The sequence below is a fragment of the Janthinobacterium sp. B9-8 genome (assembly GCF_000969645.2).
GTDB lineage: Bacteria > Pseudomonadota > Gammaproteobacteria > Burkholderiales > Chitinibacteraceae > Iodobacter.
The window spans coordinates 2,497,245-2,521,552 of record NZ_CP014222.1 but is presented as its reverse complement, the minus strand read 5'-3'; the positions used below and the strand labels follow the sequence as shown (position 1 = coordinate 2,521,552).

21 protein-coding genes and 1 tRNA gene are annotated in these 24,308 nt (G+C 47.9%); 13 read left to right on the top strand and 9 right to left on the bottom strand.

All coding sequences use genetic code 11. The features are described 5' to 3' along the window. Positions 1-225: 225 nt before the first annotated feature. Positions 226-2,106, bottom strand: a complete 1,881-nt coding sequence (locus VN23_RS11220; protein WP_052746457.1) for a methyl-accepting chemotaxis protein — start codon at positions 2,104-2,106, stop codon at positions 226-228. 259 nt (positions 2,107-2,365) lie between these two features. Here VN23_RS11220 and VN23_RS11215 point away from each other — a divergent pair, with 259 nt between their 5' ends. Beyond that, positions 2,366-3,001, top strand: a complete 636-nt coding sequence (locus tag VN23_RS11215; protein ID WP_046350792.1) for a Vat family streptogramin A O-acetyltransferase — start codon at positions 2,366-2,368, stop codon at positions 2,999-3,001. Positions 3,002-3,114: 113 nt separating this feature from the next. Further along, positions 3,115-3,894 (top strand): pimeloyl-ACP methyl ester esterase BioH, encoded by a 780-nt coding sequence (gene bioH / locus VN23_RS11210; RefSeq protein ID WP_046350793.1) that lies wholly within the window; start codon positions 3,115-3,117, stop codon positions 3,892-3,894. Positions 3,895-4,030: 136 nt separating this feature from the next. Here the strand turns inward: bioH and VN23_RS11205 are convergent, their stop codons facing one another. Further along, positions 4,031-4,459: an META domain-containing protein gene (locus VN23_RS11205; RefSeq protein ID WP_052746458.1), complete on the bottom strand. Its 429-nt coding sequence runs from the start codon at positions 4,457-4,459 to the stop codon at positions 4,031-4,033. 183 nt (positions 4,460-4,642) lie between these two features. Continuing rightward, complete coding sequence (gene rlmD / locus VN23_RS11200; protein WP_046350794.1) at positions 4,643-5,947, bottom strand: 23S rRNA (uracil(1939)-C(5))-methyltransferase RlmD; 1,305 nt, start codon at positions 5,945-5,947, stop codon at positions 4,643-4,645. A 496-nt stretch (positions 5,948-6,443) separates the two neighbouring features. On the opposite strand from rlmD, the gene VN23_RS11195 reads away from it, so the two are divergent. The 7 genes from VN23_RS11195 to VN23_RS11165 all read left to right on the top strand — a co-directional run bounded on the left by VN23_RS11195 (position 6,444) and on the right by VN23_RS11165 (position 13,380). Further along, a complete protein-coding gene (locus VN23_RS11195) occupies positions 6,444-6,632 on the top strand; it encodes a hypothetical protein (RefSeq protein ID WP_046350795.1) in 189 nt (62 codons plus the stop codon). 77 nt (positions 6,633-6,709) lie between these two features. After that, entirely contained in the window at positions 6,710-7,090 is a 381-nt protein-coding gene (locus tag VN23_RS11190; RefSeq protein WP_046350796.1) for a PRC-barrel domain-containing protein, read from the top strand. 152 nt (positions 7,091-7,242) lie between these two features. After that, positions 7,243-7,665, top strand: a complete 423-nt coding sequence (locus tag VN23_RS11185) for a BON domain-containing protein (protein WP_046350797.1) — start codon at positions 7,243-7,245, stop codon at positions 7,663-7,665. A 16-nt stretch (positions 7,666-7,681) separates the two neighbouring features. Continuing rightward, positions 7,682-8,203 (top strand): hypothetical protein, encoded by a 522-nt coding sequence (locus VN23_RS11180; protein WP_046350798.1) that lies wholly within the window; start codon positions 7,682-7,684, stop codon positions 8,201-8,203. Positions 8,204-8,412: 209 nt separating this feature from the next. Beyond that, complete coding sequence (locus tag VN23_RS11175; protein WP_046350799.1) at positions 8,413-10,761, top strand: catalase; 2,349 nt, start codon at positions 8,413-8,415, stop codon at positions 10,759-10,761. A 786-nt stretch (positions 10,762-11,547) separates the two neighbouring features. After that, positions 11,548-12,354, top strand: coding sequence for a Crp/Fnr family transcriptional regulator (locus VN23_RS11170; RefSeq protein ID WP_082752917.1), 807 nt, complete (start codon positions 11,548-11,550; stop codon positions 12,352-12,354). A gap of 627 nt (positions 12,355-12,981) precedes the next feature. Then, a complete protein-coding gene (locus tag VN23_RS11165; protein ID WP_046350800.1) occupies positions 12,982-13,380 on the top strand; it encodes a hypothetical protein in 399 nt (132 codons plus the stop codon). A 519-nt stretch (positions 13,381-13,899) separates the two neighbouring features. On the opposite strand, the gene yiaY is transcribed toward VN23_RS11165, so the two are convergent. Both yiaY and VN23_RS11155 read right to left on the bottom strand, forming a co-directional pair. Further along, a complete protein-coding gene (yiaY, locus tag VN23_RS11160; protein ID WP_046350801.1) occupies positions 13,900-15,051 on the bottom strand; it encodes an L-threonine dehydrogenase in 1,152 nt (383 codons plus the stop codon). 232 nt (positions 15,052-15,283) lie between these two features. Continuing rightward, complete coding sequence (locus tag VN23_RS11155) at positions 15,284-15,976, bottom strand: DUF502 domain-containing protein (RefSeq protein ID WP_046350802.1); 693 nt, start codon at positions 15,974-15,976, stop codon at positions 15,284-15,286. Between the two features lie 429 nt (positions 15,977-16,405). Between VN23_RS11155 and VN23_RS11150 the strand changes: the two genes are divergently transcribed. Further along, on the top strand, positions 16,406-18,424 hold the full coding sequence (locus VN23_RS11150; protein ID WP_082752751.1) for an LTA synthase family protein: 2,019 nt from the start codon (positions 16,406-16,408) through the stop codon (positions 18,422-18,424). A gap of 181 nt (positions 18,425-18,605) precedes the next feature. Here the strand turns inward: VN23_RS11150 and VN23_RS11145 are convergent, their stop codons facing one another. Continuing rightward, a complete protein-coding gene (locus VN23_RS11145; protein ID WP_046350803.1) occupies positions 18,606-19,100 on the bottom strand; it encodes a hypothetical protein in 495 nt (164 codons plus the stop codon). 274 nt (positions 19,101-19,374) lie between these two features. Here VN23_RS11145 and VN23_RS11140 point away from each other — a divergent pair. From VN23_RS11140 to VN23_RS11130, 3 genes are all read left to right on the top strand, one after another. Beyond that, positions 19,375-19,459, top strand: a tRNA-Leu gene (locus VN23_RS11140). A gap of 124 nt (positions 19,460-19,583) precedes the next feature. Continuing rightward, the gene (gene hisC / locus VN23_RS11135) at positions 19,584-20,645 is read left to right on the top strand and encodes a histidinol-phosphate transaminase (RefSeq protein WP_046350804.1); all 1,062 of its coding nucleotides are present in this window, start codon (positions 19,584-19,586) and stop codon (positions 20,643-20,645) included. 91 nt (positions 20,646-20,736) lie between these two features. Further along, positions 20,737-21,315 carry a hypothetical protein gene (locus VN23_RS11130; protein ID WP_046350805.1) on the top strand — a complete coding sequence of 193 codons (579 nt, stop codon included), beginning with the start codon at positions 20,737-20,739 and terminating at the stop codon, positions 21,313-21,315. Between the two features lie 144 nt (positions 21,316-21,459). Here the strand turns inward: VN23_RS11130 and VN23_RS21980 are convergent, their stop codons facing one another. The 3 genes from VN23_RS21980 to VN23_RS11120 all read right to left on the bottom strand — a co-directional run bounded on the left by VN23_RS21980 (position 21,460) and on the right by VN23_RS11120 (position 24,265). After that, positions 21,460-21,597 (bottom strand): hypothetical protein, encoded by a 138-nt coding sequence (locus VN23_RS21980; protein WP_197432908.1) that lies wholly within the window; start codon positions 21,595-21,597, stop codon positions 21,460-21,462. Positions 21,598-21,898: 301 nt separating this feature from the next. Next, positions 21,899-23,800 (bottom strand): molecular chaperone HtpG, encoded by a 1,902-nt coding sequence (gene htpG, locus VN23_RS11125; protein ID WP_046350806.1) that lies wholly within the window; start codon positions 23,798-23,800, stop codon positions 21,899-21,901. Positions 23,801-23,938: 138 nt separating this feature from the next. After that, positions 23,939-24,265: a hypothetical protein gene (locus VN23_RS11120; protein ID WP_046350807.1), complete on the bottom strand. Its 327-nt coding sequence runs from the start codon at positions 24,263-24,265 to the stop codon at positions 23,939-23,941. Between the last annotated feature and the right edge of the window lie 43 nt (positions 24,266-24,308).

Below are 24,308 nucleotides of genomic sequence, written 5' to 3'. Positions count from 1 at the left end.
CTGGGGATTGCCTTAGCAAAAGGCATTTTTTACGCGGTGATATTACCAATTTTAAATAAAAGCATGATATTTGAATTGTATTCTGCAATTAAATATAGATATGTCAGATATACATAAGAATTAATTAAGTATTTATCAGAAAAGTTAATAAAGTGTCAGAGCGTCTATTGAAAGCAGTCCTTAAAGAAGGGCGTACTGCGCCGATTGGGCAGTACGCCAGCTCACTTAAAGCTTGAAGCGGTTAAAGGTAGCTTGCATATCTTTGGCTAGGCCATCGAGCATTTTTAAGGTTTGCATCGATGATTGCAGCGCAGCATCAGAATCCATAATTTGCCCGTTAATTGATTCGGTGCTTTGCGCCATCGCGGTGGTGGCGTTTTGTTGCTCACCGGTTGATAACGCAATTTCGCTGATACGCTCAGTAACTTGCTGCATAGATTGGCCAATCAGCAGCATTTGCTTGCTGGCCGCATGCGTCAGCGAGCTACTTACATCAACGGCTTTCACGGTGGTTTGCATATTGCTCACTGCCAAGCCTGTTTCGCTGAGGATATCGCCGATCATCTGGCTGATTTCCATGGTTGCCTTACCAGTGCGCTCAGCTAGCTTGCGTACTTCATCAGCCACCACGGCAAAGCCACGGCCTTGCTCACCCGCACGGGCGGCTTCAATTGCGGCATTGAGTGCCAGCAAATTAGTTTGATCGGCAATCTCGCGAATGACATTGGTGATTTTGGTAATGTCTTGCGAACGATGCTCTAGTGAGGCCAGTAGCGTTGATAAATCGCCGACAGATTGGCGGGTATGCGCCATTTCTTCGCTGATTTTCAGCACATTTTCGCTGCCATGATGCGATGCACCTGCGGCTTCTCTGACTAAAGCATCGGTTTCACGCGCGGCTTCGGCAATATGCGAGATGCTGACACTGACTTCTTCAATCGCTGCTGCATTCGAGCTGGAGATATCGGCCAGATTATGTGAATCATTGGCCAGTTTAAGCACCGAACCACTCACTTCACTCACGCCGCCAGTAAGCGTAATCGCTTCGCGACGTAATTCGAGGAAGAGTGCGTTTAAGCGATCAACAAAGCGATTAAATGCTTGTGCGGTTTCTGCTACTTCATCATTGCCTTTGCTTGGGATACGGCGGGTCAGATCGGCTTCACCTTGCGAGATATCCAGCATGGCATCGCGAATCTGTAATAAGCCAGCCAACAGGCGGCGTAGATAGGCGGTGCAAAATAGAATCACTACGATCAGCACTAAAATTACAGCCACAATAATCACCATAATGAGGTGATTGAGCGGGGCATCAATTTCAGATTTATCCAAGGCCACACCCAGCAGCCAGTCGCTGCCTGCTATGGGCGATAGCTGAACGATGTAATCATCGTCGCCAATGGCAAAAACTTCTGATTTGTTTTGCAGTGCAGAAAACTGGCTGGATTCCAAGCGAGGGATAAGCTCGCTAATCGGTTTTAGCTCAAAGCCTGACTTAGGATAGGCGATGATTTTGCCTTCCTTGGTCATTAAAAATACATGGCCTTTACCGGCTAATTTGATGGCAAGCGTGGATTTAACCAAATCGCCAATCATAATATCGCCGCCCAGCACTTTCTCCTGATTGTTTACTTTTTGCGCCAAAGTAAGCACCAGCTCTTTAATTGCTGGATCTGCATCACGATAAGGCTCGGATACGATGACATCATTACTGGACTTGGCTTGAATAAACCAGGGGCGGGCTGCCGGATCATAATCCGGGCTGGGTTTGCTTTGGCCTGGCACCGAATACATCATGGCCTTTGTGCTGCCATCGCCTTCAAACATCAGGCTATAGCCGCCCGCATCGGCCAGCTGTTGCAGATAAAGGCTGATGTTTTCTTCGCCGCTATGGCGTAGCGCTGATTTAACCACCTGCTTGCGTGCATCCAGCCAATTGCTGATAAATGCTGTCTGTGCGGCGGCGACCGAATCAATCTCCCGCTCGGCTTCGGCGTAGGTATGGTTGCGGATATTGAGGCAAGTAATAATCGTGATGCTGATGGTGGCAAACAGCATGGATAAAGCGATTAATAACGTAATTTTACTTCTGATCGATTGCATCATGTACCTGAAAGTAAAGAGAATTCGCTGCAATTATCCTCTTTTCTTATGTTGTTAGAATAATCTAATACGCTTAAATAGCTTGATGGGTATTAATAACAAATGCCAATTAAATAAACAATATTCTTTTGGCATAAATACAGGTTGCTTATGCCCCAAACTAAGCAAGATAGTTAGCTTGTGCTAAACGATCAGGCCTTGAATTTCTCTTCTATAGGCGTCATCTTTATCCCACGTTTTAAAAACTGCCCAAGGAGTCTTTATGCACGGCCCGAGCCCTGATAATAAACACCCAATGGATGGATTTCCCCAGATTTGTTTTATTAAAAACACCATCAACAATCCTCATATTGTGGTCGGGGATTACAGCTATTACGATGACCCGGAAGATTCGGAAAACTTTGAACGTAATGTGCTCTATCACTACCCCTTTATTGGCGACAAACTCATCATTGGTAAATTCTGTGCCCTTGCCCGGGGCGTGAAATTTATTATGAATGGCGCCAACCACAAGCTCTCTGGCATCTCCTCCTATCCTTTTCAAATTTTTGGCAATGGCTGGGAAAAATCTGCGCCACCACTTTCCGATTTTCCCTACAAAGGTGACACCCAGATCGGCAACGATGTGTGGATAGGCTACGACGCTTTAATTATGCCAGGGGTGAAAATCGGCAACGGCGCTGTGATTTCATCCCGATCCGTTGTTACCCGTGATGTGCCCGCTTATACCGTTGTGGGCGGTAATCCTGCCAAGCTGATTAAGCACCGCTTTACCTTAGATCAAGTGGCAAGGCTAGAAGAAATCGCTTGGTGGAATTGGCCGGTAGATATCATTAGCCAGCATTTGCCAGAAATTATGGCAGGGGATATTGAAGCATTGGGGGCGGTGATTTTGTAACACTTTGAGGTGAGGGCGCGCCTGCGGAAGAGGAAATTAAATCACTCAAAGTCTTTCTAAGCTTGGTTTTTTGTGTTTTAAAATGGGCATTGATGTTTTCAGGGTTTAAATGAATGGCGAGTGATTTCTTACATATTGAATCAATAGGCCGTGGGCCGGATGTGGTTTTGCTACATGGCTGGGCGATGAATAGCACGGTTTGGCGCGCAGTGGCAGAAGCATTGAGCAATGATTTTTGCCTGCATCTGGTGGATTTACCTGGCCATGGCAAAAGCACAAGTACTGCACCTTTATCGCTGGAGCATATGGTGGCCGAGCTGGATGCGGCTTTTCCAAGACCGGTGCAAGTGGTGGGCTGGTCTTTGGGCGGCGCGGTGGCCAGCCGCTGGGCAATGGCGGCACCGGATAAGATCCGCTCACTCAGCCTGATAGCCTCCACGCCGTGTTTTATGCAGAGAGAAGACTGGCAGCCTGCTATGGCCCCAGCCACCATGAGCCAGTTTGCCGCAAGCCTCGCCGCAGATTGGCAAGGCACGCTCAAGCGCTTTATCAGCCTGCAAGTACAAGGCGGCGCAGAGGCGCGGGCCTTGGCTAAAACGTTGAGTCAGGAATTATTCCTACATGGCGAGCCTAGCCTTGCTGCACTGCAGGAAGGCCTAGCGATTTTGCGCGATACCGATTTACGCCAGCAAATGCATCAGCTGACCTGCCCCGTATTATTACAATTTGGCAACCGCGACACGCTCACCCCATTGGGGGCAGGAGAATGGTTGGCCAAGGCCTTGCCACAGGCCGAGCTGATTGTTCACAGCGGCGCAGCCCATGTGCCATTTGCCTCACATCTGGACGATTTTATCGAAGCGCAGCGGCGGTTTTTGCTGGGTGGGATGTAGTAGGTGCGAGCGGTGCGAAAGAAAAACGAATGCGCACCTTCGATGCTGCAGCGTAGGAGCGGCTTTAGCCGTGAATGTCTTTATACGCAGTACTTTCGCGGCTAAAGCCACTCCTACGAAAATCACTTTATTCCTTTTAAAGCTTTTTACCCAAAGTCAGCGAGCTATCTTTGCTTTTTAGCTCGATCAGCTTACCGGCTTCCAGCACTTTTATTTTAGCGCCTTCAGCAAAGGTCTGGCCAACAGCACGGCTGATGGCGCTATTGTCGTCTCCCATGCAGGCCATCATGGTGGAGGCCAGCATGCCTTTAAGCTGCTGATTTTCATCTTTTAAGCTGCCCATCACCCGGTTGCAGCCATCAAAGCCGGTAATGCGCATGGTTTTTGCGTCAAAAGCCAGCATCGCCTTGCTATCGCTACTTACGGCTTTATCGTTCACTTTGACGATATTCCACTCGCCATCAAAGCTGGCGGCAGCACTTGGGGAGGCGGGTGAAGAGGGCATCACGCTGGCACAGGCTGATAAACCAAGAGCAAGAACGGAGCTAAGCAATAATTTACGCATATTTGATATCCATAGAGTGCAGCTGGCAAGATGCTCAGCATAGATTTAAACCGCTTAAAGCTTAGTTGAGTGGGTACGATAGAGGCGAGGTATTAAGTGGCATTCGGTAGTATTTGCCGTGGATATGCTAATAAAAAACGCGAAGATTTGCTTCGCATTTTTTATTGATTTCGTTCTAATGATTTAGTGTTTCTCAAACCACGCAATACTCTCCACATGCGCCGTATGCGGGAACATATTCACAATCCCCGCTGCTTTGAGCGTGTAGCCCTTGTCGTGCACCAGCACATCGGCATCGCGGGCGAGGGTGGATGGGTTACAGGATACGTAGACGATGCGGCGTGGGCCGTTTTGGGCGCTGATGGATTTACACAGCTCGTGCGCGCCATCTCTTGGCGGATCGATCAGCATCTTGTCGAAATGACCAAGCTTTTTCAGCCAGCTTGTCGTCATGTCAAATAAATTCGCCACTTTAAAATGGGTGTTGTCGCTCAGGCCATTATCGCTGGCGCTTTCATTGGCGCGATCGACCAGCTGTTGCAAGCCTTCCATTCCCAGTGTTTTGGCGCCGCTTTTTGCAATGGGTAGGGTGAAATTGCCCACGCCACAGAAAAAGTCGGCAATCGCTTCTCCAGCTTGTGGATCAAGCAAACTCATGGCTCGCGCCACCAGCGTGCGGTTGATGCGGTGGTTTACCTGGGTGAATTCGGTGGGCTTATAGCGCATCACAATGCCAAACTCGGGAATACTGTAGCTGAGCTGTGGCGCGTCGAGCGGGTAAAACGGCGCGGCCGCTTCAACGGATTTTGCCTGCAGCCAGAATTGTATTTTCCACTGATCTGCATATTTTTTAATCAAAGCCTGATCGGCTTTATTGGGGGCGACTGGCGTGCGCAGCACCAGAATATCCACATGCTCCCCGACGGCCAGCTCGATATGCAGGATGCGATCTTTAATCGATAAGCTTTTAATCAGTGCACGCAGCGGCAAGATTTGCTTGGAAATATGCGGCGGTAAAACACGGCATTCATTTAGCGCCGCAATCACTTTGGAGCGCCGCTCAAAAAAGCCCAGCCGCACTTCATTTTGCTTCGCATCAAATGACACCGACAAACGCGCCCGCTGGCGATAGCCCCATTCCGGGCCATAAATCGCCGGCAACATCATTTCGGCTTTTACATTGCCAATGCGTTTCAGGTTGTCTTCCAGCACTCGCTGCTTGGCCGCTACCTGGCCGGTAAATTCCATATGCTGCATGCTGCAACCGCCACACACACCAAAGTGCGGACAGGGCGGATTAACGCGCATATGGCTGGCCGTATGGATTTGGGTGGCTTCGGCGTTTTCAAAACGCGGCTTAATGCGATAGCTTTTATAGCTGACGGTTTCTCGTGGCAGGGCGCCATCAATAAAAATCGTCTTCCCTTCTACGCGCGCAATGCCGTGGCCTTCAAAGTCTAAGGATTCAATTTTGGCAGGAGCAGTCATGGTAAGGCCATCGCGTAAAACGGTGGATTATAGCAGGCTTGGGAGTGGGGGAGCTGGGGGCCGCAAGGGATGAAAGGCTGCCATACAGCATGATGGTTTTGGATAGCGATAAAAGCGACGCGCATTACGCCGTATCAAATGAGCTTGCTTGGCTTAGTTCAGTATTTTTCTGTTTATAAAGATGCTTTAGTTTAAAACTTACCAGAGCATAAATATCAAATCATAGGGAAATTCGAGTGTTTTTTCATAGTTCATTTCTCTCAATAGTCTGAATCCCGTGACCCCCGTTCATTTAGCAAGTGATCTGCTGGGGTAAATAATCGTCGATGACAACACTTCAACTCTTCATTGTGCTCGTGAGAGCCTCATGAATACCTTATGCGCGCCAGCGTACAGATCGCTTTTAACATCATCTCTACTATTTGAATGGTGAGCTCTAGCAAGAACAGACATGTGCTCATATACACACCGATTAATGACAATTCTGGAGTTCACCATGAACAAAGATCAAACCAAAAATCACGTCGAAGAAGCTAAAGGTAAAGAAGTTAGCGGTAAGGTTGTTGCTAACAAGGATTTAGATCAAAAGGGAAAGACTCAAAACGCTGAGGGCAAAACCAAAGCTGCCAATAGTGATAAAAAACAAAAGCCTAAGGATGCTAGTAAAGACAGTAAAAGCAAATAAATATCTTAGGACTTTTTCTGATCCCAATGTAGTAATCAAATCTTTGTTTTTTTTCACTGTATTCGCAGGAGCACGAAATGAATAACGAAACTATCAATGCAGATTTGGTGACATTAGGCCGATTTAAATCAAGAGTATTAAGCGCCAGCACGCTCAGTGGTGACGATGTTTACAATCAAAATGGCAATAAGCTTGGAAGTATTAAGGAAATCATGATCGACATTCAAGATGGGAGTATTTGCTACGCCGTCTTGTCATTTGGTGGGCTTTTTAGTTTAGGTGAAAAGCTGTTTGCAATCCCATGGAGTGCATTTACGGTTGACACAGAAAACAAGCGTCTCTTATTAGATGTAGAAGAAGAAATGCTTAAAAAAGCCCCAGGGTTTGATGCTGATAGTTGGCCGAATATGGCTGATGACTCATGGCGAAAGAGCATCCATTCTTACTACACCTTGTAGTTAATTATCGGTAGCTGTTCTGATTTAACACGGCGCATGTGTGTCTGGGCAAAAGCAAACCACACAGGCATGGATGGGGAGTACCGCACAGAGGCGCCCTATTTCCTGCGGTACTTTTATTTCGGTAACTGCTTACCCTTGGGGAAAACTAAATGGATAACTTAGCGAAATTAATCAGCTTCACCCTTGTACTCAGTGTTCTCAGTGTTTCTGCTTGGGCTGAACAATCCACAACGAGAACAGCGTCTTCAATCTCCGTTGAGAAGGCCTCAGCGTGGGGTGTAGACAATACCGAAATGAATGTTCGGGATAAGAGCGGTGCCACCTTGACGCCGCAGATGCAATCAAATCGTAAGGAAGATCGCAAGCTGCTGGCAGCCGTCAGGCGTACCGTCGTGGATGACAACACGCTGTCGACTTCTGGCCAGAATGTAAAAATTCTCGCTCGGGATGGCGTCGTGACATTGCGTGGGCCAGTCGACAACGAAAGCGAAAAGAACAAGCTCGGGGACCTCGCGAAGCAGGTTGCTGGTGTGACTAGCGTTTTAAACCAGTTAGATGTCAAAACCAAATAACCCTTAGGAGACACACATGAAAAACGCAGTTTATTGTATTGCCCAAGATCGGGCTAAGGCCGAAGCCATTGTGGGTAGTTTGCGAGGTGCCGGATTCCTAAGCAGTGATATCTCTGTGCTTATGCCTGATAAATTGGGCACTCGGGATTTTGCCCATGAGCAAAACACCAAATTACCCGAAGGCACGGCGACCGGTGGCGTTGCAGGCATGGGTGTCGGAGCTGTTCTGGGTTGGTTAGCCGGCATTGGCAGCTTGGCTATTCCAGGTGTTGGCCCGTTTATCGCTGCGGGCCCCATTATGGCTGCTTTGGGGGGAGCCGCTGTAGGGGGTGCTGCAGGTGGAATTATTGGTGGTCTGGTTGGAATGGGCATTCCAGAATATGAAGCTAAGTTGTACGACGGGAAAATCCAGAGTGGAAATGTGCTTATTTCGGTGCACACCGACGACGGCGAGCAAGTAAAAAGAGTCAAGGAGATTTACGAAGGGGCAGAGGCTGAAGACATTAAATCTACGTCAGAAGCACGTGTACCGAACTGATTTGCAGTTTCGTACCACAAAACTTTGCCCAACAGCACCCACCCGGTGCTGTTGGGCTTCCCAATGCCTTGTCAAAACAAAGGGCATCAAGTTGGAGCGTTGCTCATTATCCGTTTCAGGATTGCGCTAGATTTGCCACAAGAAAAACGCAATGACCGTCCAGCCCATTCACTTGCTTGCTTCGATGATTAATCACTCAGGAGGCCTTAATGAAAAAGACGACTGTCAAACCTATCGCTGCCAACAACGAGCATGTCACCGCCACGGATGTCAGCCCCCGCAATACGGTTGCACAGCAAGCCGCTGCCATCGAGGAACTCGCTAGGTTAATGCCCTTCAACGCTAACAAACCCAAGGAATTCGGGCGTGACAATGCCATCTTGCCGCCCGTTGGGCAGACACTCGAATCAACGTCTGAGCTGACATCCTGCAGTACCCTGAGTGAATCCAATTTTTCGGCGAAGACTGGCGGCGGAGCCGTCTCGCTCGATTTAGCACGCACCGACGCCACTGATCAGGTATTGACGACAAATCAAGGCGTTGCAGTCGGTGACAACCAGAATTCGCTGAAAGTGGGGCTGCGCGGACCGACTCTGCTTGAAGACTTTATCTTGCGCGAGAAGATTACTCATTTCGACCACGAACGCATTCCGGAGCGGATCGTACATGCCCGCGGTTCGGCCGCGCACGGCTATTTCGAAGCCTATGAGGCGCTAACTGAATTCACGCGTGCAGCGCCCTTTGCGGCCGCTGGCAAGGTTACCCCCGTCTTCGTTCGTTTTTCCACCGTCGCTGGCGAGCGAGGCTCAGTTGATACGGCGCGCGATGTGCGTGGTTTCGCGGTCAAGTTCTATACCGATGAGGGCAATTGGGATCTAGTGGGTAATAACATCCCGGTTTTCTTCATTCAGGACGCGATGAAGTTCCCGGATCTGATCCACGCCGTGAAACCCGAACCACATAACGGTATCCCGCAAGCTGCCTCTGCTCACGATACCTTCTGGGATTTTGCCTCACTGATGCCGGAGACCACGCATACGCTGATGTGGGTGATGTCTGATCGCGGTATTCCTCGAAGCCTGCGCATGATGCAGGGCTTCGGTGTACACACTTTCCGGCTGATCAATGCTAATGGAGATTCTCACTTCGTTAAATTTCACTGGAAACCCAAACTTGGCACCCATTCGCTTGTTTGGGACGAGGCGGTCAAGATCGCCGGAGCTGATTCCGATTTTCATCGCCGCGATCTCTGGGATGCAATTGAATCGGGCGAGTACCCGGAATGGGAGCTTGGTCTTCAGATTTTCACTGAAGCCCAAGCCGAAAGTTTCAGCTTCGATGTGCTTGACGCCACCAAGCTGATCCCCGAAGAACTAGTGCCGGTGACGCCGGTTGGCCGCATGGTGCTTAATCGTAATCCTGATAATTTTTTCGCCGAGACCGAGCAAGTCGCCTTCTGCACGGCGCATGTGGTGCCCGGGATTGATTTCAGCAATGATCCGCTGCTGGCTGGTCGTATTCATTCCTATCTCGATACCCAGATTACCCGGCTAGGCGGGGCAAATTTTCATGAGATTCCTATCAATGCACCGCTGGTACCTGCCCACAATAACCAGCGCGATGGTTTGCATCGCCAAGCCATACCCCGCGGCCGAGTTGCCTACGAGCCCAACTCGCTAGGCGGCGGTTGCCCATTTCAAGCGGGTGCGGCGGGTTTTGTATCCTTCCCGCAGCCGCTCGAAAGCGATAAGTTGCGCGGCAAGCCAGAAAAGTTTGCCGACCATTACACCCAAGCGACTTTGTTCTATGAGAGTCAGACTGAGGTTGAAAAGGCGCACATCATCGGTGGCTTTCGCTTCGAACTAAGCAAGCTCACCGTGCCAGCCATTCGCGAGCGCATGCTGGCCTCGTTGATGAATGTGTCTGTCGATATGGCCACAAAAATCGCAGTTGGGCTGGGTGTCAGCGTGCCTGAAAATATGCCTAAGGCACTGGCAAAAGTGATTACCCCGGAAGTGACGATATCGCCCGCTCTTTCACTGACTGCGCTACCTGGCGCGGGTGATATTCGCACGCGCAAGGTTGCCATTCTCGTTGCTGATGGTGTTGATGGGGCTTCTGTTATGAGCATACAAGCCGCGCTCACTGCCGAAGGTGCCGTAGCCTGCATGATTGCCCCCCGGCTGGGTGCTGTGCAAACTGCTGATGGCACATTACTGCTTGCAACGGCTACGCTGGAGAATTCATCATCGGTATTGTTTGACGCGCTGGTCTTACCTGATGGTGCGAAGGGCGTTGCGTTGTTGGCTCGATATGGACAGACATTGGAGTTCGTCACCAATCAGTATCGCCATGGCAAGACTATTCTTGCCCTTGGTGCATCGAAAGCCTTGCTCGAAAAAGCCGGTATCACGATCACACTACCATCAGGTAAAACTGATCCAGGCGTTTTGCAGGCAGCCAGTGTGGATGCGCTTGATGAGAGTGTGGCAGCCTTCTTTGTTGCGGTAGGTAAGCATCGTCATCCCGCTCGTGAGTTGGATCCACCCCTTATTTGATGATGGTTGGTGCTTTTCCTATGGGCCGGAAAACGGCTAGTCACTGCGTTATGCTTCTCGGTAATTACTTGTTATTACCTTTGTCGCATTCCTTGTGCCTAGCCGTTTTCCGGCCCAGCGCAATTGCGAATTAAATGTCAACAGACCTTACGTAAGCTCTGAGAAAATCATAACTACGGTAATTAAAAATAAATCATCATGTTCTCAATTGGTAAACCTGAAGAATCACAATTATTTTTTTAAACTTTAGTTTTCATTTAATTTTTAATACGTAATTAGCCTATGGCAATGCTCATTATTTCTAGCACGAAGTACATTCGTTAAACCCGTCGCTCAATTCAAAACCAACGGTAAATGATATTTTCGTAAGTTGATAGGATTGGGGTGAAATCCGTGAGCAATGCTGAATAAATACGCATTTTTAACTTGCTCTATGATATTTATAAATAGTTTTAACAAGAGGCATAATCAGGTTTGTCCATATCTTATGGCAGGCCTGATTTTTTTATGTGCGATCTACTGTTTAAATTTTTATTATTCTGGTACAGGCATTTGTTCAGAGCCTCCATAAATAATAAATTGCTTCTGTTAATTATGAAAAAATAATCTTTATTGTTTTTTATATAGTTATTTTCATGTAAGAATATTAAAAATAAATTTGTGTTGTTTTTATTCTCTATGTTCGGTTACGCACATAATGCGCCTTTAAGTTTGACGTATAACTGACGTTAAATTTGCTTAGTCGTTATTTGTCGAAACAGCTATAGGAACAGGAGGTAATATATGATGTCCAGTCTTCATACCACATGCCAAAATAATCTTATTGCCAATTTACCTGCAGACGTCTATGCCCGGCTGCTTCCGCATCTCGAGCTAGTCAGCATGCCCTTAGGTAATGTTTTGTACGAGCCTGGCTGCAATATGCAGCATGTTTATTTTCCAACTACAGCAATCGTTTCATTGCTATACATTATGGAAAATGGTTCTTCTGCCGAAATTGCGGGGGTTGGTAACGAAGGTTTGGTCGGCGTTTCCTTGTTCATGGGAGGGGGCAGTACGCCAAGTCGTGCCGTTGTACAAAGTGCGGGGCAGGCACATCGATTGCGCGCGAATCTACTTAAAAGTGAATTTTGCTTAGCCGGGCCAATGCAGCATTTATTACTGCATTATGCCCAAGCACTGATTATGCAAATGGCACAAACGGCAGTGTGCAATCGATATCACTCTTTAGATCAGCAACTTTGCCGCTGGTTGCTGCTTACTTTAGATCGATTATCTGGAAATAAAATCACGATGACACATGAGTTAATTGCCAATATGGTGGGAGTTCGTCGAGAAAGCATTACCGAAGCGGCCGGCAATTTGCAAAAGCTTGGGTTAATTCAATACAGCCGCGGGCATATCATCGTGTTAGATCGCAAAGGCGTAGAAAAACGTTCCTGCGAGTGTTATCAAGTGGTTAAAAAAGAATTTAATCGTCTATTGCCAGAACACACTCTTCCCGTAAGCACAAACCCATTACCATTGAGGGTGGCTAGGAAGTCACGCTCAAAAACTACGGTTGGTGTTTTTGTTTCTCGTTTAGCTGGATGACGCATCTATAAAGGTGTGTGTTGGAATTAGATCATTACACTTAATAGTTTTGCCGAAAGCTCACTTAAAACGAAATTAGATTAGTATTTTTTAAATGCCCAATTTGACTTGCTCAATGATTTTTTTCATTACCATGAACTATTCATTCAGCGCTTGGGGAATAATTGGAAATCAGTTCAAACCTTTACTAAATAGAAGGGTTTGTAAAGTAGTGAGCGTCGGATTAATGCTGTATATCCGGTTTAAGGGATAAATTAGCTTTTATCATCAGATTCATCATTGTCTTGCATGCTTGTATAAATTTTACTGGCTTGTTTCGCATGATCAGCGGCTTTTTTATGGTGGGCTGCCATGAAGGGGCCTTCTGTTTGCTTGCGAACATAGTCAGTAAAAAGGATTGTAGAACGTGGGCTGATACTGCGTAGGTGTTTTTATGACAACAATTTGAGAGGGATCGAGAAATGGAATTTTTGTAAAAATGACTTTTGGGGGAGGAAGTATAAGAAATTGTTGGGGGTATCTATCGCTTATGAGAGCTAGCGTACAGAACTCACCCAAGACGCTTGCCATAATCGTTGTGTTGGCACAGCAACGATTGCGATGTGCCTTATCCACTCAGAGGTCATAATGAGCGACGAAAAGAAGATAAATCTTGGTGAAACACCACGGGCACAGCAAAATTTTAATAGCAGTGTTGATCCTACGCGGATGGCCTCAACGCCTTCCCCAGAACCTACCGCGTTTAAAGAGTTTATCCAGCAAGCTGAAACGCAGTATCCAAAGATGGATGCTGAAATTGCTGATTCAGCTACCTCGGAAGATGATCGTGCTGCAAATGTACTGACCATGTTTGGCGATGACTTGAATTTCTTTGCAAAGCTCAATTCAAGTGTCTGGGGAAGCTCAATGCAATACTGGCTCAATGCCAGCGAGCAGGGGTCAGTGCGTTATTTCCGATCATTAAATGTTTGCCTGCAAGCTTTATGCATATATCGGCCTGCGGATAGGAATACCCATACTGTTTAGTTATGAATAATGGATGGCGAAGATCTATTTTGCATGATGTAAATAGCGCTGACTGAAGCAATTGTTAATTGCAAAGTCAGCGCTATTTAATTTCAGCGCTTGGTATTGGCAAAAGAGGACGGGAAAATTGTTTAATCACAAGCTGCTTAGGGATAAACCATTGGGGCGGATTGTGCGGATTTTTTGAGCGATGGCGGCAGGCGAGACTCGCTCGTGCCTCGCTGGCCTCTGGCCGAAACCCCGCTCCGCTTGTTCCTCACCCCGGCGTGTTTCAAGGGGAGATTTCAGCCCCTTGCTACCAGCTGCGATACGAATCAAATTGCTGGGTTTTAAACTACTTAAAACCTGCAGAATAACTTAATTCAAGCCTTGTTTTCTCCGTGAAACTCCATGTTCTCTGTGTTTCAAGATTTGGGTTTTGCTGTGCTGCACCTGTAAAAAATTAAAAACGCCGCAAGCAAATTGTCTTTGCATGCGGCGTTATCTATTGTTTTAAGGCGAATTGATTTCGCTTGCGTTTTACATTGCGGCTTTATAAATCGCAGTAATTTCTTCTGCCGTGGCTTGGATCGGATTGGTAAAGCCGCAGGCGTCTTTCAGTGCATTCGCGGTGAGGGTTGGGAAGTCGGTTTCTTTTACGCCTAGCTCAGTCAGGCCAACGGGGATGCCTACATCGGCTGCAAGCTGGCGGATGCTGGCAAGGCAGGCTTCGGCGGCGGCTTCGTCTGATAAGAAGCGCACATCGCAACCCATGGCGTGGGCGACTTCGCCGAGGCGTTTGGCGGCGATGCGGGAGTTGAATTTTTGCACGTGTGGCAATAGCACCGCATTGCATACGCCGTGTGGTAGATCGTAAAAGCCGCCTAATTGATGGGCCATGGCGTGTACATAACCAAGCGAGGCGTTATTAAAGGCCATGCCCGCTAGGAATTGCGCGTAAGCCATTTGCTCGCGTGCTTGTAGGTTTTGCCCGTCAGAGACCACGTGACGCAGATTGTCGCTGATTAAAGTCACCGCTTTGAGTGCACAGGCATCGGTAACCGGCGTGGCGATGGTGGAAACATAGGCTTCAATGGCGTGAGTGAGTGCATCCATGCCGGTGGCGGCGGTCAGGCTGGCTGGCATGCCGAGCATCAGTTCAGGATCATTTACCGAAAGAATAGGTGTGGTGTGCTTATCTACAATCGCCATTTTTACATGACGTGATTCGTCAGTAATAATGCAGAAGCGGGTCATTTCACTGGCCGTACCCGCTGTTGTGTTGATTGAAACGAGCGGTAACTGCGGCTTTTTAGATTGATCGAGGCCTTCGTAATCGGCGATTTTTCCGCCGTTGCTGGCACAAAGTGCAATGCCTTTGGCGCAATCGTGGGGTGAGCCGCCACCTAGGGAAATCACAAAATCACAGTCGTTTTCTTTGAGTAACTTTAAGCCTGCTTCAACATTACCAATGGTGGGATTGGGCTGAGCACCGTCAAATACCACCGATACCACGCCATGCTGGCCTAGCAGCTCGGACACTTTTGCCACCATGCCAATTTTATTGAGCACGGTATCGGTCACAATCAGCGCTTTTTTAAAGCCGTAGGATTGAATGGTGTTTGCTGCGTCTTTAAGACAGCCAGCGCCCATTAGATTTACTGCTGGAATAAAGAATGCGGTAGTAGTCATGGCGGATCTGCCTGCAGGTCAAAATTTGAGCTTAATCATTTTGCTTATTGCAGGGTTTGTGTCAGATCAAAGAAAGATGGTAAGTTGGGGGCTATTCGCGCGTGAGCACAATCGTCCCTTTATCTTACTGCGTATGGGGATGCCGTTCGGTATGCGTAAAACGTAAGCTCCAAACTGATTTTCTCCTTGTTTTCTGTGTTTCGAGATCTGGGTTTTACTTCGTCATATTCGTTTAATCAACCAGCTGCTTAGGATCGGGATAAACCATTGGGGCAGATTGTGCGGATTTTTTGAGCGATGGCGGTGGGGTAATGCCCATCGACATATAGATACTGGTGAGCTTATCTACACCGATATTGGCTGGGCGTATCCATTCCTTGGGGATGTAGAGCAACCCTCCACCAATTGGCACAGGAGCCGTGGGCACTAAAACGGCTTGATAGATGCGGCCTTCGATTTCGATGGGCTCAGGGTTGGGCATCAGGGCCAAGACCGCAACGCCATCGCCGCCAAATAAACACCACACCGGGCTCATCGAGCCAATATCTGCGTCTTCTTTTTGATCGAGTAAGCCAACAAACCGATCTGCCGTATTATACAAAGCACCAATCACCGGAATTCGTCTGACTGTTTTATCAAGCAAATAGGCAAGATGTCTCTTTAGCTTGGATTGTACAATAATCCCTAGCGGGTAAATCCCGCCAATCAGCATGGCCCAGCCGATTAAATAACCCAGAATAGGGTGATCAACGATGGGCTGGCCCATTAGGGCAAATAGTTGCCCAACCATGCTTTGTGGCCCAAGAAAATTATTCAGCATCTTGACCACCCACGCTAGCAAAGCCATGGTGAGTAAAAGGGGCAGCAGGGCCAATAGGCCAGCCAGCCAGGTGGTGACGACACTTTCAAGGCTACGCTTGATCATTGAATATTCCGGTGAGCTAAAATTTGTGCCGCCATTCTAACTCCCTATCTGTTTAGGCTGATAGCTCAAAGTCTGGCCGCTGGCAAAATGATCGGATTTGCCTATTTTTCACTTTTTTTAGGTAAATTTAGCAGGTAGAGACGGCTTCACAATGTGCCCTCTATGGCGAAAAGATGTAATGACTTCTTGTTACTATTGCGATGAGCAAGCTTGATTTACGGCCAGCCAAAGTAGCAAATCTCTTGCTTTTAAAGGTGCTCCAGCCGATTGGATGAGGTGTAGGGCGGCTTTAGTTTGGACGGGTGTGTTGTTATCGGGCAGGGCTTAGCAGGCATTGTGGGCAAGCGTGGTCGATTGTAGTTAATGCAACTTGATTGCAATATGGGGTGGGCACATTCAAAACATCAGGTAGAATTGCGCTTCTAGAAAATGAACCCTACACAGCCCATGCGCATCCCTCGCTTATTCCGCTTTACCGCCGTCTATATACTGGTCTTTATTGCCTTGGGCATCTTGATCCGGCTTGGCTTTGCTACTGCTTTTGGCAATAAGGCCGATCCTTTGCCCGGCCATTTATTGGCGGAATCTTTATTGCTGGGGGCGCGTTTTGATTTGCGCCTGGGCCTGTTAAGTCTTGCACCGATGTTGCTACTGGGGGGCTTTAAGCTGACCACTCCTTTTAAAGAAGGGTTGGCCAGACGGCTATGGCTAGTATGGTTTGCGCTGGTGTTTGCTGTGCTGATTTTTAGCCATATGGTCGACTTTGCCCATTACTCCTATCTGGGCGTTAAGCTTTCTGCCAGCGTACTGAATTTCTTATATAACTTGGATGAATCAGCCGGGATGGTTTGGTCGACTTATCCTGTGGGCAAGCTAACGCTGGTCTGGGCTTTGTCTGTAGCTTTGCTGACATGGGGTGTGGCGGGCTTGATGCGCTGGGTTTCGTGCTTTGCGGGCTGGGAAGCAGGTAAGTGGAAAACGTCCTTACTTGTGCTGGTGTCCGTACTGGCTGCTTTGCTGGGAATTCACGGCAAGTTTTCGCAATACCCGCTGCGCTGGAGCGATGCTTATTACAGCACCAATAGTTTTGCTGCCGCTGTGGCGCTGAACCCTGCTTTAAATTTTTTCGACACCATGTCGTATACCAAAGACACCTATTCGATTGACGATGTGCGGGCGGCTTATCCTGCAATTGCCGCGTATTTGGGCGTGGATCATCCCGATGCTAAAACGCTGAATTTTGAGCGCCATATCAAGCCTAAGGCCAATGCTTTTAAAGGCCAGCCCAATGTGGTGATGGTTTATTTGGAATCGTTCTCAGGCTACAAAACCAGCCTTTACGGTAACCCCTTAGAAACCACGCCTTTCTTTACCCAAATGGCCAAAGAAAGTATCTGGTTTGATAATCTTTACACTCCACACTTTGGCACGGCACGCGGTATCTTTGCGGGCTTATCCGGTGTTCCTGATGTAGATTTAAGAGATACATCCAGCCGCAATCCGGCTGCTGTAAATCAAAATGTATTAATTAATGCCTTTAAAGGCTATGAGAAAGATTACTTTATTGGCGGTAGTACCACTTGGGCCAATGTACGCGGGGTACTGACTAAAAATATTGAGGGTTTAAAGATTCACGAGGAAGGAAGCTATAGCTCGCCACGCAATGATGTATGGGGTATTTCGGATAAAAATCTATTCCTAGAGGCCAATAAGGTATTCAGGGAAAAGAAAGGCCCATTCTTTAGCGTGATTCAAACATCAGGTAATCATCGCCCTTATACCATTCCGGCGGAAGATACAGATTTTAAATTAAAAAACCCGAGCCTTGCCGAGTTGCATGCCAATGGTTTTGCTGCGGTGGATGAATATAACTCATTCCGCTACATGGATTACTGCATAGAAAAATTCATGGAAGCGGCAAGGAAAGAGGCTTATTTCGATAATACGGTATTTGTGTTCTTTGGCGATCACGGCATTCGCGCCATGGGCCACGATGTAGGCCCCAATGTGCCGCGTGCGTTTCAGGATTTAAAGCTTTCTTCGGTGCATACGCCCTTTGTACTTTACGCACCTAAGCTATTGAAGCCGGCTCGCTACGACAAAACCGCTTCGCAAATCGATATCCTGCCAACTATCGCAGGGCTGTTTAATTTGTCATATATAAATAAAGGCATGGGCCGCGATTTGCTTGATCCACGTTTTGATGCTTCTCGCTTTGCCTTTACGATTTACCCCGATGAAGGCGGCGAGATTGGTATCTTGGATAAAGACTGGTATTACATTATGCAAGTCAGCCAAAAAAGCGGCGGCCTGTTTGATATGAAATCCAATACGCCATCGGTAGATAAAGCCAGCGAGCATCCAGAGATTGCCGACAGAATGAAGCAGCAATTAAGGGATTACTACACGGTGTCGGACTATATGCTGACGCATAGTGGGGGGAAGTAATCAGTTGTGAGGGAGCAATGTGCTCCTTGGCGGCTAATTGATATTCAAGCCCTGTTTTCCTTCGTGAAACTCTGTGTTCTCTGTGGCCTCCGTGGTTCAAGATTTGGGTTTTACTATGTAACGTTAGCAGCCAATAAAAAACGCCACCTCATCAAGGTGGCGTTTTGCGTGTAGGTGTAAATTACGCCGCTTCAATTAATAATTCGATTTCCACATTTTCATCAGAATACTGAATTTGCGCTAGGAGTACGGCGTCGACCATATTGGCGAAGTTTCTTAATACAATCGAGCGGGCCAGCGCGGGGCCCATGCAGCGGCGAAATTCAGGCACATAGGCCAGTGCGCCCACATTATCGTCTAGCAGGGCTTGTTCGTTATCGCTGATGATGCCTTTGATTTCTTTGCGGATATCTTTTACTTCTTTAAATAGCTCGCTAGATACCTCGCATAGTGGGGCAAATTGTAGGGTAATGTGGCCGGTGTTGTTGCTGCTCAGGGCGCGGGCTAGGGTTTTTGATATTTGGCTTAATTCTTGAATATCGTGGGCGCTGATCTGCAGCCATTCTGGGTAGCGCTCTTTAATGCTCGCAATGGCTTGGCGGATACCGTCGTTTTGGCGCAGGCCTTCGGGTAGCTGGCTGCAGGCTTGGGCGATCAGGGTGTATGTTTGACTCATATAAATGGCTCCTCTTTTTATTAAAATGGGATAAGGTCGTTGCGCCCTAGTAGCGGCTTTAGCTTGCTAGAAATAAGGCGGACTACTTATACCTGCTGCTATTCTAATGACAAGCAGCTCAGGGTAAATAATTAAATGGTTTGATCTGCGGATTACACAGGTTTTAATCTGCGGGTGTATTTTTTTTAGCATTTTTCAAGTTAGGTGTAGACGTGCTTAGTTTTTTATACTATTATGCGTCCCTCTCTGCTTCTGCTGAAGCAAGTATTTGAATGCCGACATGGTGAAATTGGTAGACACGCTATCTTGAGGGGGTAGTGACTTCGGTTGTGAGAGTTCGAGTCTCTCTGTCGGCACCATCTAAAAGAGTAAAATATTAAAAAGCCTGATTCTTACAAAAGAATCAGGCTTTTTTGCATTGGCGCGGGTCTGGGTAGAGTGGGCCTGATAAGATAGGGTCTTGATCCCTTACGAGTCCGAGATATGAGCCCATTCTGGAGCCCGCTGGTCACTACGCTTACGCCCTATGTGCCGGGAGAGCAGCCCAAGCTGACAAACCTCATCAAGCTCAACACCAATGAAAATCCCTACGGCCCATCGCCTAAAGTATTGCAAGCCATGCAGGGCGAGCTGGCCGATACGCTCAGGCTTTACCCCGATCCAAATGGCGATCATTTAAAAGCGACGATTGCCGATTATCATGGTCTGGAAAAATCACAGGTGTTTTTGGGTAATGGCTCGGATGAGGTTTTGGCTCATGCCTTTGCCGCACTGCTAAAGCACGATGCGCCGCTACTATTTCCTGATATCAGCTATAGCTTTTACCCAGTGTATTGCGGCCTATATGGCATTGAGTATCGCCAAGTGCTGCTTGATGTTGATTTTGGCATCAATATTGATGATTACGATCAGCCCTGTAGCGCGATTATTTTCCCCAACCCCAATGCCCCGACTGCCAAATTACTACCTATTGATACAGTAGAAGCTTTATTACAGCGCCACCCTCAGCAAGTGGTGCTGGTGGATGAGGCGTATATCGATTTTGGCGGGGTTAGCGCCATCTCCCTTGTGAATCGCTACCCCAATCTACTTGTGGTGCAAACGCTGTCTAAATCGCGTTCTTTGGCGGGTTTAAGGGTGGGCTTTGCAGCGGGTCACGCAGATTTAATAGAAGCCTTAGAGCGGGTTAAAAATAGCTTTAATTCCTACCCTCTGGATAAAGTGGCTTTGGCTGGGGCTGCGGCTTCTTTTGCGGATGAGGCGTATTTTCAGCAAACGTGCCAAGCCATTATTGCGACGCGTGAGCATCTAAGCCAAGCCATGGCGCGGATGGGTTTTGAAGTCTTGCCCTCGGCCGCTAATTTTATTTTTGTCCGCCATGCCGATTATGATGCGGCGCAATTGGCTGCGGCATTGCGTGAACGCTCGATTATTGTGCGGCACTTTAAGCAGCATCGTATTGATCAGTTTTTACGCATTAGCATAGGCACGGATAAAGAAAGCGCTGCCCTGATAGAGGCCTTACAAGAGTTGCTGCCTTTCTAAGGGCCATTAATAAGCTTGCTTAAGATTGTTTGAGCAAGCTGGGGAGTTTAAATCTATAAATTGAGTGTTATGCCATTCTTTGGTACTTAATATGATTGAACTTCCTGCTGGTGGTTCTGCCGCACGTAATCCAGATTTAGACTGGAGCCAGGTGCGCGAAACCATGTTGATGCTAGGTATTGCGGTTGCCCAAGTCAAACACGCGGTGGCAGAGAGCAATGCATCGCTCAATGCTCTCGCGTTTTCTTTTGCCGATACCCATGATCGTATTGAAGCCTTGCGCAATGATCTGTTGGCCCAAGCGTCTTCCTTACCAGCGCAGCTTGATTTAGATGGCAAGATTGCAGAAATTGGCCAGCGCAATATGCAGGCGGTGATTTCCTTTCAGTTTTATGATCGATTATCACAACGCTTAGACCATGTTTGCGGCACGATCAGTGGGTTGGCTGAGCTGGTTTCTGATCGCAACCGTCTTTATGTGCCGTCGGAATGGATGGCGCTGCAAGATCGGATCCGCTCGCAGTATTCGATGGAGCAAGAGAAAAAACTATTCGACGATATTTTAAATGGCATGGATATCCGCCAGGCACTTTCCTTGGCGGCCAGTATGGTGCCTGTGCAGAGCGAGGAAAACAGCGGGCTGGAATCAGGGGATATTGAGTTATTTTAAATGAGCTTGAGTTTGATATGAAAATGGCCGGTCTATAAGAGAGCGGCCATTTTTTGTGTGCATATTATTTATTTTGCATGGGGTGCAAAATAAATACGGGACATATTCTGGGTGGTTCATCCCATGGCATGCATACGCCGTGGTTTATTTCTTTTTTGCTTCGTTAATTTGCGCGTTAGCTTGTGCGGCTGCATTGCCAAAAGTAGTCACGGGCGTGGTGGCTACTTTATCTTTCTTTGGTTTTTTAGTTTCGCGATTGCTGCGCGCCTGACCCTTAGCCATGATATTTATTCCTGCGTTATGCCATTTGGCGCAGCCAGCCTACGCGATATTGGGATGAAAGGGGGAAAGCATTGCTTGAATGTGATTAATAAGGGCTTAGGCTTAGTGGGTGATGGGGGGGCAATACTAAGGCCAGCATAAAGCTGGCCTTAGTTTTTTAAAATAACTCGGATGCGTGAACACGGCTACTGAGCAACAACAGGGAAGAATCGAAAATCATTTTTCTGGCTTTTCTCCGTGAAACTCTGTGTTCTCCGTGGTTCAAGATTTAGGTTTTCGCAAACGGTTATTTAAAGCTGGTTTAAGCCGCTACCGACATCATCAAGCTATTTAAGCGCTTAACAAAAGTGGCCGGGTCGTCCAGCTGTGCGCCTTCTGCTAGTTGTGCCTGATCGAACAGAAGTTCGGTCCAGTCGCTAAAGCGTTCGCCTTCCAGCTCAGCTTTCAGCTTTTTCACCAGCATATGTTCTGGGTTGATTTCCAGAATAGGCTTGCTGCCTTTGACATCCTGACCGGCAGATTTCAACAGACGCTCAAGGTTGGCGCTCATATCCTGATTTTCTACCACGATGCAAGCTGGGCTGTCGGTCAGGCGGTTGGTGACGCGTACGTCTTTTACTTTGTCGCCCAGTACCGCTTTGACTTTATCCAGTACGTCTTTTAGCTCGCTGGCGGCAGCTTCCTGTTGTTGTTTCTCTTCTTCGTTTTCGAATTGAGAAAGGTCCAGCTCACCTTTGGTGACGGATTGCAGCTTTTTGCCGTCAAATTCGGTTAAGCCAGAGATCATCCATTCGTCAACGCGCTCGCTCATCAGCAGCACTTCGATGCCTTTCTTGCGGAAGACTTCAAGGTGCGGGCTGTTTTTAGCTGCAGCGAAGCTGTCCGCTGTAATAAAGTAGATCTTGTCCTGACCTTCTTTCATGCGGCCAACATAGGCGGCTAAGCTGACATTTTGCTCGGTGCTATCGCTGTGTGATGAGGCAAAGCGCAGTAAGGCTGCGATGCGATCTTTATTGGCGAAGTCTTCGGCAACGCCTTCTTTCATGACGCGGCCAAATTGCTCCCAAAAAGTCACATACTTGGCTTGCTCGGCTGCATCGTCAGAATTAGCCATAGATTCAAGCAAGCCCAGTACTTTCTTCACGCAACCTTGCTTAATCTGTTCGATGTCTTTGCTATGTTGCAGAATTTCACGACTCACATTCAGCGGTAAGTTGCTGCTGTCGATCAGGCCACGAACAAAGCGCAGGTATTGTGGCAGCAGTTTTTCTGCGTCTTCCATAATAAATACGCGGCGCACATAGAGCTTGATGCCATGGCGGCGTTCACGGTCGTGCATATCAAACGGCGCGCGTTTTGGGATATACAAGAGCTCGGTATATTCTTGCTTGCCTTCTACGCGGGCATGGCTCCAAGCCAGTGGCGCTTCAAAGTCGTGCGACACATGTTTGTAGAATTCGGTGTATTGCTCGTCGCTGATTTCTGACTTGGCGCGCGCCCATAGTGCGGAAGCTTGGTTAACCGCTTCAACGCCCTCTGCCGGGGTGACATTGCCTTCATCATCGTAGCCGGCTGTTTTAGGCATAAAGATCGGCAGGGTGATGTGGTCGGAATACTTGCGGATAATCGAGCGTAAGCTCCAGTCCGAAAGATATTCATCTTCGCCTTCTTTCAGGTGCAGCACGATCTCTGTACCACGGCCTTCTTTAGCCACTTCTTCCAGCGTAAATTCGCCATCGCCCGCAGATTCCCATTGGGTAGCGGTGGCTTCACCCGCGCGGCGTGAGGTCAGCGTGACTTTATCGGCGACGATAAAGGCTGAGTAGAAGCCCACACCAAACTGGCCAATCAGATTGGCATCTTTCTGTGCATCACCAGAGAGCTTGCCAAAGAATTCTTTGGTGCCAGAGCGGGCAATCGTGCCGATGTTTTTAACCACTTCGTCACGGCTCATGCCGATACCGTTGTCGTTTAACGTCAGCGTACGTGCTTCTTTGTCAAAGGAAAGGCTGATCTTTAACTCGCTATCATCCCCATACAAGCTTGCATCATTCAGTGCTTCAAAACGCAGCTTGTCGCAAGCATCGGATGCGTTAGAGATCAGCTCGCGCAGGAAAATCTCTTTATTAGAGTAGAGAGAGTGGATCATCAGCTGTAAGAGCTGTTTAACTTCGGTTTGGAAGCCCAGTGTTTCTTTTGCCATTGAAGTGCTCTGCTTATTAAGTGAACAAGGATGTTTTGATAAATGGGGCCAGCCGGCTACCGTTCAAGCCCGCAGGGCGCTAAATTTAAACATCTTGCCCAGACCAGCGGCACCTGCTGATCAGCATTTGCAGCTTGATTAAATTAAACCATCGTTGGGTGAGAGGATGCTGGTACTCTGTGGCAGACTTTGTCTTAGATTACGTCTGGCCAAAATCTTGGTCTGTGCTTCTGGCGGAAGATCTGTCAGTAAAATTAAGTTTTTACGAATAAGTGCGTCGATGACGTCTTCAATAACACGAATTAAATCGCTATCTAATGAATGAAATAATTCTGTGTTAGCAGGAGCACCTATAAAACTCACCAGTTCTGGCGCATTCAGCGAAATAAACTCGCTGGCGGTTGCATGGGTGTCGCGAAAAACAGCGCTAATGTGGCCGTTTGAATCTCGTGAGATGTAGGGCATTGTGGATCCTTAAATAATGATGAGCTGCGTATTTAGTTTAAGC